7 protein-coding genes are annotated in these 11,398 nt (G+C 35.3%); all 7 read left to right on the forward strand.

Features of this window, described 5'->3' with window-relative positions:
- The first annotated feature begins 89 nt into the window (after nucleotides 1–89).
- The 7 genes from EO118_RS08445 to EO118_RS08475 all read left to right on the forward strand — a co-directional run bounded on the left by EO118_RS08445 (nucleotide 90) and on the right by EO118_RS08475 (nucleotide 11,331).
- The gene (locus EO118_RS08445) at nucleotides 90–1,283 is read left to right on the forward strand and encodes a hypothetical protein (protein WP_164726260.1); all 1,194 of its coding nucleotides are present in this window, start codon (nucleotides 90–92) and stop codon (nucleotides 1,281–1,283) included.
- 11 nt (nucleotides 1,284–1,294) lie between these two features.
- On the forward strand, nucleotides 1,295–4,300 hold the full coding sequence (locus tag EO118_RS08450; protein ID WP_127069490.1) for a hypothetical protein: 3,006 nt from the start codon (nucleotides 1,295–1,297) through the stop codon (nucleotides 4,298–4,300).
- Between the two features lie 31 nt (nucleotides 4,301–4,331).
- The gene (locus EO118_RS08455) at nucleotides 4,332–7,811 is read left to right on the forward strand and encodes a helicase HerA domain-containing protein (RefSeq protein ID WP_164726261.1); all 3,480 of its coding nucleotides are present in this window, start codon (nucleotides 4,332–4,334) and stop codon (nucleotides 7,809–7,811) included.
- A gap of 11 nt (nucleotides 7,812–7,822) precedes the next feature.
- On the forward strand, nucleotides 7,823–8,854 hold the full coding sequence (locus tag EO118_RS08460) for a hypothetical protein (protein ID WP_127069492.1): 1,032 nt from the start codon (nucleotides 7,823–7,825) through the stop codon (nucleotides 8,852–8,854).
- Between the two features lie 14 nt (nucleotides 8,855–8,868).
- Nucleotides 8,869–9,468: a hypothetical protein gene (locus tag EO118_RS08465; RefSeq protein ID WP_127069493.1), complete on the forward strand. Its 600-nt coding sequence runs from the start codon at nucleotides 8,869–8,871 to the stop codon at nucleotides 9,466–9,468.
- 120 nt (nucleotides 9,469–9,588) lie between these two features.
- Complete coding sequence (locus tag EO118_RS08470) at nucleotides 9,589–10,416, forward strand: hypothetical protein (RefSeq protein WP_127069494.1); 828 nt, start codon at nucleotides 9,589–9,591, stop codon at nucleotides 10,414–10,416.
- A 51-nt stretch (nucleotides 10,417–10,467) separates the two neighbouring features.
- Entirely contained in the window at nucleotides 10,468–11,331 is an 864-nt protein-coding gene (locus EO118_RS08475) for a hypothetical protein (RefSeq protein ID WP_127069495.1), read from the forward strand.
- Nucleotides 11,332–11,398: the final 67 nt, after the last annotated feature.

An 11,398-nucleotide genomic window follows, 5' to 3' on the forward strand; every position in this document is an offset into this window, starting at 1 on the left:
TTTAGATGTCTTTGCAAACACTATTTTATCAGAAAGCTATGAATCTTTTTTAGTTGCACTTAGATCATAAATTCAAGATGGAGAAAGAATTGACACTTGGAAAAATCGTTATCGATGAAGATATGTTGGAACGAGTGATGCGGAAAGTGATGCAGGAAATTGTGGGGGAGATGAGAGTAGCTGGTGTTACGAAATCTAGTCCTACGGTAGAAAAAAAATTACGAACTAACGAAGAAGAATCTACTGCTGACAAAATAGGATCTTCTCATGCAACAGGATTAGAACAAAGTGATGAAATATCTATGGAAGAACAAGCCAACGAAGTAGAATCTATCAGAAGAGAACTTCATGAATTACAAGAAAAGAATGCTACAATGCAAGAAAACTATAATGAACTACGTAATATGTTTCGGAGTATCCATAAGGAGAAGAAAGAGTGGGAGGAAAGATATCATAAATTAAAAGATGACAATGTAAGAGTACATGAAGAACAGAAGGAAATTCATGAATACGTAAACTCTTTATTAGCCCAATACGGTATAAAAGGAGAAGAAAATATGGGATTATTAGACATGATTAGACGTTTCTTTAATTGTCAAAATGATGTGCTTCAAAAGACAGTGAAGGAATCTTCGCAACAAATCAGTGATTTAAATTATGAAATCTCTCAGTTAAAGACTAACATTGCTAATACAACTGAAGAATTAAATCATTGGAAAGAGAAGGCCGTAGATAATGAAGAAAAATGTAAATCCTTAGAAGCAGATTGCCAGCAATTGAAAAAAGATAAAGGTGAATTAGAAACAACTTGTAAAAACTATAAAAAAGAAAATAAAGCATTACAAGAAAAATTGAAACTTTCTTTTGAAAAAGGACAAGAACTATTTGTCGCAATACAAGCATTACCAGAATCTTATACAGATTATATTCGTGCTGAAGTACAATTGAATAACTTGGAAAGTTTTATTATCAGTAGCACCATGAGCCAACGTGTATTAGAAAGAATTTGGGAATCTGCAAAGGAAGCGGCGGTATCCGAAGATACAGCTAGCTTTAAAGTATTGTGGTCCTATTTTGAGTATGCTTGCGATCTATTTAATAAAGGACGAGGAAATGAGATTATCGTCATTGATACAGTAGAAGTAGGAGCTACTTATAATGTACATGACCATGATGCGGTTTCTGGCAGTGCATCTCGTGGCGATATTCAAAAGATTTATATCAAAGGGTTTAAAAATAGCTATAGTGAAGAGCGTGTTAGAAAAAGCTGTGTGCGAGTATAAGGAAGTAGATTATGAGCGAAGTGACATTAGAAAAGAATCGACCTTTTCGGGTGGATATAGAAAAAATAGATTTTTTTGATAAACTACCTGATAATAGGGGACATTTTGAAAAGCTAAAAAATATTTTTAATAAGACATTGACATTTACTATTGCTGAAAAAAGCGAATATGATGAATTTAATGTGGTTATGCAAGATTTTATACATATATCCTCAGAGATTAATAATGCAGTGCAAATAAAGCCTAGGGAAGTTAGCGGAATAGTTTCTGGAAATAAGTTGAACTTAGGGTCTCAGGAATCCTTTAATCTTTCTAAAGATCATTATTGTATAGTAAATAAAGAAAAACGGGTCCTATCCAAGTTTAAAGAGATGATGGATCTATATACGCAGTTTAAGATGACAATAAACCGTGATAATCTTCATAAGTTGGGGATAGCTAGAGTCAACATAACTACTGGGAAAGTAGATAAAACTGTAGAAGAAACCGTTAATCTAGTCGATGAAAATTTTGGAGGAATAGTTTCTGTTGTTTCAAATATGTCGTGGAAGCGTACTTTTAAGCCACTCCCGCTACAGACTAATGAGCGATATATTAAGGATATATCTCCTGATGATAACAGATTTTATGAGGAAATCTACCACGTTCAACTTTTCGATGTAGAAATAGACTTCAAACGAGTTCTGAAATGTTGGCAAGAGAAAAAGGTGTCTGAATCAGATATTATGAAGCTTTTATCCCATAGACGGTTTGAATCTATTCGTATGGAATTAGTAGCCTTTTTAAAGTCTAACAATATTTCTATGGAAGATTGTCGTGTGGTTGATATAGATGGATATAAAGAATGGCTATTACACTGTGACACAGATCGTGCCAATATTACTCCTTACCATGAAAACACATTATTAGATCCCAATCTCGGTCATTGGGAACTCTATGAAGAAGCCTTAGATAGAGATATTACAAATACTGGAGAAGAATCCTTCACATCCTTTGTCTATGCCAGAGCGCCTCATTTGGATGTGAAAGAAACAGGTGTATGTGCCATTGACTTTGGTACGAAAAGCACAGTGGTAGCATGTCGTGATACAGATGAACGATTGTTGCGGATTGGTACAGGGGATTATACACAGGCTCCTCGCAAGGAAGATTATGAAAATCCTACCACAGTGTACTTTAGTAATCTAAAGAACTTCTTAAAAAATTATGCTCAGCAGTCGGGTAGACCATATACAAAATGGGAAGACCTAATGGTATCTCACCAAGCAGCAGAACACTTATATGATAATATCGATAATAGCACTACCTACTATGCCACCTTCAGTGAATTAAAACAATGGGCGAATGATAAAAAGCGTCATCAAGTCTTACAAGATGAGTCTGGTCATGAAATTGAACTAATTCCGTACTTGTCGATTCAAAATCGTGCTAGATATATAGACCCAGTTGAATTGTATGCTTATTATTTAGGACTCTACATCAACAATATGACGAATGGTATTTATTTAAGCTATATTTTGTCATTCCCTGTAAACTATGGTAAAGATGTTCAAGAAAAGCTATTGGAAAGTTTTAAAATTGGTTTACAAAAGTCATTACCACCAAGCATTTTAGAAGACGAAGAATTAATGGAAACCTTCGAAGTCTATGCAGGTGCTAGTGAACCAGCAGCCTATGCAATCAGTGCATTAGAGCAATATAAGCTAGAGCCTCAATCGGAAGACGAGGAAGTCCCTTACGCTGTATTTGACTTTGGTGGGGGTACTACTGATTTTGATTTCGGTATTGAGCGAAAACCAGCGAATCAACGACGGAAGTTTGAAATCGAGCAATTTGGTAAAGGCGGAGATCCATATTTAGGTGGCGAGAACTTATTGCAATTATTAGCGTATACGGTGTATGAGGATAATATTGCATTATTACGTCAAGAAGGGATTCAAATTGTACTACCGAAAAAAGCGACGGCTTTTGCTGGTAGTGAACGATTAGTGATGGAAACGGATCAAGCATCGCAAGAGGCGCATTTAAATATGCGTACATTGATGCGATTGTTGCGCCCTATTTGGGAAGAACATAAGGACTATAAAGAAGCATTTATCGATGGACCAGTGAGTATTGATTTGTATACGAAAGTAGATGGAAATATCCAACGAAAACCTGTAAGATTGCAAATTAATTTATATCACTTACAAAATGTTCTTCGTCAACATATTCAAACAGGGGTGTCCAGATTTATGGCACAATTACTATCCGTGTTTGCTAGATGTGAAGATGTACAATATCCAGTTCATATTTTCCTAGCAGGTAATTCTTGTCAATCTCGTATAGTGCAGGAAGAATTTGTCCATGCCTTATTAAAGGTAGTGAAAGATGTGTCGAAAAGCTTACATAAAGATGCATCCAATGCATACCGGTTGTATCCACCATTGGGTAGTACGATGCATATGGAATCTATTCTTAGCACCTTAGAAAGTGATGAGGATAGAGAGATAGTGACAGAGATGATTGGTGCAGATACTCCTGTGGCAATGAAAGAGGGGAATATACAGATTGACCGTATCCGTACAGGTAAAACGGGTGTTGTATTTGGATTACTTCGTAGTCGTCGTGGCGGTAAAGATATTAAAATCGTAAATACGAATGAAGTAGCGTTGGGTGATTCTGGAACAGTAGAAAATAGATTCCCTTATTATTTAGGCTGTGAAGGCGAAAACAGAACCTTTAAAGTCATGGTTAATCTTGATGTACCATATAATCAATGGAGAAGTTTCTGCTGGGCCGATGAATCGAAGTTTGAACTGTATTATACAGAAGACTCACGGGCGTTGTATAAAGACTTTTTACCAATCACAGAAACAAAAACTGTCATTTGTCGTATTGATGAAGTAGATGAAGATAAGATGGTTTTTATAAAGAAAACATCTATTGATACCATTGAATACGTAGTGGCATATATAGATACTTTCAAAGGTGATACGACAGGTTTGAAAGTGTATACAAAGGAACTAAAAGCATAATAGTGTATAACTTAGAGATAAAGGGATGGGTATGAAAGAAAAAGGAAAACTATCGAAAGCATTGACACAGAGTCTTTCGCAAGCAGAGCATTTGATGGGATCTATGGAACGATATAGCATGGAACGCATGGAAGGTGTATTCCAAGGTGAAGTGGATCGGTCTATTTTAGATGTGGATGCGGATGATCGTATTGATTTGGATGAATGGTATTTATATCGGATTGATGAGTTAGTATATTCCGAAAAAGAAGGTTTAAAACGAGAAGCTATTGAGAACGTATTGGGAACTTTCAGAGGAATGGATGAAGCCAATATCTTATATATGATTTTAGGCGATGCCCAAAAAGTAAATATTTACATGGGGGTTAGTAAAAATCTCTACCATTGTCAAGACAATGAAACAGGTATTACCCAATTAGGTGTAAAATCCTATGCACAGCATATGATTGAACCAAGTTTAAAAGGTAATTTTGTGGGTAGTAAGATTACGGAACAAACATCACAAGATAAGGTATTAATCATGAAGCGTATTCAATCTGCTAAATATGCTGGCTATATGAATGGTGTACCAGGATTTATAGAAAAGCATTTAGGAGAAAATAAGGACTTTCAAGGAGCGGAACGCCTTATCGATACGATGGTGGGTAGTGAGTTTGGTGTAATTGTTATTGCACGAGCATGCAATGGTCGAGATGTATTGGCATTAACAGAACAAATCAATCAGCTTCACAATGAGTTAGAGCCATTGGCAAAGATTACCAAACAAGAAACATTGGGAAATCAATGGAATTACAATACCAATGAATCAGAGAATATCAGTAAAACTGTTAGTACTAGCAAATCTCACGACACAAGTGAATCAGTAGGAAGAAGTGAGTCTGACAGCGTTGATACTAGAATAGATACATCATCGCAGTTAAATGCGTCTAAAAATGACAGTACTAATGATCAGACTGGAGAGACTACTGGATATAGTGAAAGTTATAGTAACCCTAAACAATACTCTAAGTCAGATGGCAATACGAATACTAATGATAGGTCTAGCTCTAATTCCAGTTCAGAGTCTAATTCAACCTCGATTAGTGAAACTGTGTCGGCAGATGATAGTGTCAATTACCAATACAGTACATCTAAAAGTATTTCTAATACGAGTCAATGGTCAAAAACGCGCACTACAACAGAGGGTACTACGAACTCAAAAAATATATCCAATAGTAATGATACGAGGACGAGCACTAGCCAAAATACATCTGTTCAAAAAAATCATAGCAAATCTAATGGCTCGGGAGAAACGGACAGTGTATCAACGCAAACTACGTATTCTCTAGAAGCCACTAAAAAGGTGGTCCTCAATTGGCTCAAATATCTAGATGAAACCTTTATGACGCGTATTGATAAGGGGAAAAGTAAAGGTAGTTTTGAGGTGGCGAGTTATCTATTCACATCACAAAATCCAGCTACTTTGTATCGATTGGCAAACACGATGATGTCTTTATATGGTGGTGAAAAAGGAAATGTAGAGCCTTTAGGATTTATTGATTTAACAGATAATAAAAATCGAGATAATGTACATGCTAAACAAGCTCGTCATATTTTTGAAAACTTGCAGATTCCTGTATTAGATCATCCCACATCTCGTTGGAAGGCAGCATTTTCCAAAGTGCCTAGCATATCAAATCAGTCTGAATCGATTGGTACATGGCTCACTGTAGAAGAGCTAGGCATTATGATGGGGATGCCACAGCGAGAAGTGTTAGGTCTTGCGGCAAGAAATGAAGTGGAATATGGTCTTAATATGAAAGACCTTGTTGTAGATGCTAGTGTTGAGTATATCGAGCTTGGTTCCTTAATTCATCATGGTGAGGTTCGAGAACAAAATAAGGTATATCTTGAAAAAGCGAATCTTAGTAAACACACATTTATTTGCGGTGTGACAGGTAGTGGTAAAACAACAACTTGTCAAAGTATTCTGATGAATGCGGACTTACCATTTTTGGTAATTGAACCAGCAAAAACAGAGTATAGAACATTGATGCATGAACAAGGCGGAGAAGATATACTGTACTTCACATTAGGTCGTCAGGATATAGCGCCATTCTTCTTAAATCCATTCGAGATTCTTCCAGGTGAATCGATTACAAGCCGTGCAGATATGTTGAAAGCATCTTTTATCTCTGCCTTTGAAATGGAAGCAGCTATTCCACAAATTATAGAGGCCGCCACCTATGAAGTGTATGAGAAAAAAGGTTGGGATGTACGTAGCTCTAAATGGGTGAATCCATTAACTGGTAAAGAAGAAGATCCATTTGTGGCAGATAGTTTTGCATTCCCTACCATTACGGATTATTTGGGTGTTGTGGAAGAAGTAGTGGATCGTCAAGGATTTGATGAGCGTCTTAAAAATGATTACATCGGTTCCTTGAAAGCTCGCTTACAGGCGTTGACTGTAGGGGCTAAAGGAATGATGTTGGATACGCCAAGAAGCATTGATTTCAAAGATTTAGTGACAAAAAAGGTAGTCATTGAATTAGAAGAAATTAAAGATGGTACAGAAAAGTCTCTAATCATGGGCTTCATCATTACTAATTTATTAGAAGCCATTAAATATCAATATGAAAGAGATAATACATTTCAACATATTACTTTGGTAGAAGAGGCTCATCGATTATTGAGCCGATATGAACCTGGTGATAGTCTCAATAAAAAACGGGGTGTTGAAATCTTTGCGGATATGCTAGCAGAGGTTCGTAAGTATGGTGAATCATTAATCATTGTGGATCAAATTCCTAATAAGATGACACCAGAAGTATTGAAAAACACGAATACGAAGATTGTTCATACGATTTTTGCCAAGGACGATAAAGAAGCTATCGGTAATACAATGGCACTTAATGAAGATCAACGAGATTTCTTATCTTATTTAGAAACTGGACGAGCAGTGGTGATTACAGAAGGTTGGAAAAAACCAGTACAAGTTAAAATTACACCACGGTCTCAAACAGATGATAAAAAATCGAATCATGAGATGAGTAATGTTAAAGAGTGGTTATCTAAAAAATGTTATGAATACTATGCGGCGCATAACCGCTGCGGAGTGATACCAGGATTTAGTTCCTATGAGGGGACATTAACATCCGATATGGTAGAGGAATATTTAACTTTATTACGAGAACATTCTTTTTTCGCCAATGATAATCTGAAAAAATTTCTTTTAAGTGGGTGTTATGATTCTAAAGTAGAAAAAAGTGCAAGGCAACAATTTATCAAATTCTTCTTTAATGATTACGTTCATGTGATGAAAGAATATTTTATATTTGATACGAATCTATGTCACAAAGCTTTTTGTATCGGACAATTACAAGCTAAAGAAGGAAAAGAGTTTTTTGCAAATATGCAAGAAATGTTTAAGGTACTTTTTGAATTACAAGAGAAAGATGAAGGTCAATTTAACAAAGTACTCTCCAGTGATATGGATTTGATGATTAATAAATTAACTATGTATTTTAAATAGGAGGTATTATTATGGGATTTTGGAGTGACGTTTGGGATGGGATTAAGTCAGTTGGATCTGCAATCTGTAGTGGCGTTAGAGCAATTGGATCTGGTATTAAGAGTGTAGCAAAAGCTTGTTCTGGAATTGTCAGTGGTGCCATTAAAGGATTGTCAAAATTAGGCGGAGTTATTAAAGATTTAGGCATGAAAGCTGTAGGATTTTTAGGCGGTATCAGTAAAGCCTTAGTACCAATCTTGACACCAGTTTTTGGGCCATTAGCACCAGTTATTGCGGATATTATTGTTAACGTAGTGACGAATGTGATTTTGGGACTTCTTGAAAGACGTGGAGAACCTAAAATGGAAGAAGAAGAGATGGAAGAATATGGTTACTTATTGGAACAATCTGACTCCCATCCAGAATGGAAACAGGCGGATGAATTTGAAACTGGTAGAGAACATTATCAATATTTACGTGATGCAGCCAAAGAAGCAGGTATTGAAGAAATGCCAAAAGTACCACGTTTCTCCCCAGAGGCACTTACACGTAAATCTTTAAGTATGTCAGCTATGGCAGAACGCTTAGCTCATAAAGAAGGCATTGGATTGCCAGTGGATTTCCTTGTGAAAACGGGTTTAAAATTATTGACACTTGAAGAGTTTGAAGCGATTATAGCGGCGGCTAAATCCTTAGGATATAAAAATGTTCCCTATGCTGATCTAGTAGATAAAAAATTATCTCCAGAAGAAACAGAAAAGTTTACTGAAGCAATTCGTAAACAGTTGATAGCTCTTAAAGAAGAAAAAGGGGAAACTCTTTCAGTTACTGAGTCCTTCGATGCCATCGATGCTATTCAATCTGAGCCTACAAAAGAAGAGATTATTACTAAATCATCTGAACATTTTGATGCCATCGAATTAGAAGGAGAAAAGAAACCTTTATATGATGTGGATAACTTAACAGCATTCTATGAAAAACATCATATGCAAGAAGAGTTAAATGAATTAAAGGAAAAAATTCAGCAAGGTGAGTTAGAAGAAAACAATAAAGCTGAGTTATAAGAAATGAGGTTTCTATGCCAAATACAGAGTATATGAGGTCTATCGGAGATACTATTAAACGACATGTGCAGAAAAACTCATCTTTATCTGTATCCAGATTAAAACAAAAATGTGGCTACCATGGAACGAATTATGAAACTTTTAAGAGTGAATTAAGGAAGATTGAAAAAACACAATCGATTCTTCAAACATCCATTAATACAGCCTTATCAAATTTGTATGGGTTACAAGAGAATGTAAAAAAAGAATATGAGAGTCAGCAACATAGTTATTTGAAAAAAGAAAAAGATATTGAAACAACCTATGAGATTACTATAGATAGTAGGCAAGAAGTGCATCAAACTATTTCTAATGAAATGACATATGTAGTTAACCGTAAAAAAGAAATACAGGTTTCCTTAGACTGGGAACAATATGAACGGTATGCTGAGCAAGTATTATATAGGGGTGAGAAATCTTGGCATAATCTCTCTAATATGAGTGAAATGATTTCACAAGTAGTATCCATGTTTCGCCATACTAATCCATTGCCAGAATTAAGTGATGAGTTTCGTGCAGATACGTTTTTACAGTTAGATGATATAGCAGATGAACTTGCACAATTGGAAATCTAAGTGTTTTTCTAACATGTAAGGAATTAATAATTGAATAGTAGTGTCAATGGCAGTATGTCACAAACTTCGGTGAGTAGTAATACTATCATTGGCACTATGCCTATGTATGAAGGAGTAACTATGAAAATAAAACGACTCATATATGTGATGATGTCAAATAAGATACAAGTATTCATTGAACGAAGACGTAATTTTGAGGTTAACCGATGGGATGGAGAGGTTGCGCATTCTATCAATACGGAAGGTAATGGTTCTATCGAAACAGAGACCCTTGAAGATTGTTGGCAAGAATTTGTTCATGAAGATGAATATGTGTCAGCATTGATGTTAGTAGAGAAATCTTCTCCTACGATGGAAAAAATGCGTGCTATTCTCGGAGATGCCATATGCAAACATAATGCTAATATAGAAAATAATAGTATATGTGAATGGACGGAAGAAGATATTCAAAAGATTATGAATGTCTATGAAGGGACGTTGTTATTCAATGAAGGTGAAATTGTAGATGACACTATCATTCATTCAACAGGGATCGTTCAAATTACGACTAGCGAAGGTTCTACCTATGTGATTCCAAAACCAGTAGTATTAGATACCAATGAAGCGTCTGTAACAATTAAATCAGATCAAGATAGTAATGAAAAAGTAGGCCCTATTGTTTCTGAAGAACATCGTCGTGAAAGAAAAAAGAAAAAGAAACATAAGAACAAAGAGGAAGTTCAAAAAACAATAGTTAAAGGTGTGCCAGAAGTTTCTTTTGCAGATACAACACCTGCACCTACAGAAGAAACAACAGATGTATCGAATAAAGTGAAATCTAAAAAAAATGATAAAACAGAAGATATAGGGAAGAAATGGGGCAAAGAAAAAGCATCTAGCAAAGATATTGCTGGATATATGGCAGAAGCAACAAAGGATTTCAATCATGATGTGCGTGCACCTAAATAGTTAAGACAGCTAAGCGCAATTAATCAATTACGAGATGGGATTTTAAAACTTATGAAGAAAAAAGTATACAATCGAAAGAACAATAAAAATTTAAAAAATGATTATGACTGGGATTATGATGATAATGTGGAAGATACATCTGCTAAAAAAAATATGAAACCGAAAAAAAGTATCACTCTTTCTGAAACTGAAAAAATGTGGAAATCATTGCAAAATGCATTAGTGGAAAAAGGATCCACGCCGATTAGTGGATACCCTTTGAAAGTTGGACAGTTACGCTCCATTACAAGACAGTTCCTAGAAGAACAATTGAATACATTTTTTGATAAATTAGCTGTTATTTTTAATGAAGAATATATAGTGTTCAAGGAAGATGGATTTGGGTGGTTAAGAAATTCTAAGCTCTTATTACCTTTGTATGAGGGAACTGAGGATATTATATTTTCGGATGTATTAAAGCCTTATACAAGTACAAAAGCACATGCTATTAATTATAATGATGAGGCACGTATACATATTCCAACGGGGATACAAAACGCATATACAAAAAAGGGGGTTCCTTATACTAGTAAAAGCAGTTGCAAAGCTTTTTCTACTGATGCTATTAAAGAGTATTATGATAAGCGTAGAATAGAATTATCTAAGCATAATCAGAATCTACTTCGAATGGAGATTATTGGAGATAACTATAAAAAAGGTTGGGGTTATTTTTCATGGAAACCTGATGGATACTATCAAATTTATCCTGAGAGTAGTACAGTTTATAGATCTAGTAATGGATTTGCAGCAGTTTTTTCAAAAGGAATTACTATTTCAAAACCTGACAAGGTACTTGCTTATGCATTAGAAAACTTTAAAGTTCCCAATCATCCTTATATGAATGAATGGGGTGCGAATATTTATTCTATACCTTGAATTGTCAAGTCAAATGCAACTCTACTGAATGATAAACCTCGTATGGGGTTTTCCAATTTAAGCATTT

Origin of the sequence: Veillonella sp. 3891 (assembly GCF_003992315.1) — a bacterium.
In the GTDB taxonomy this organism is placed as follows: Bacteria; Bacillota; Negativicutes; order Veillonellales; family Veillonellaceae; genus F0422.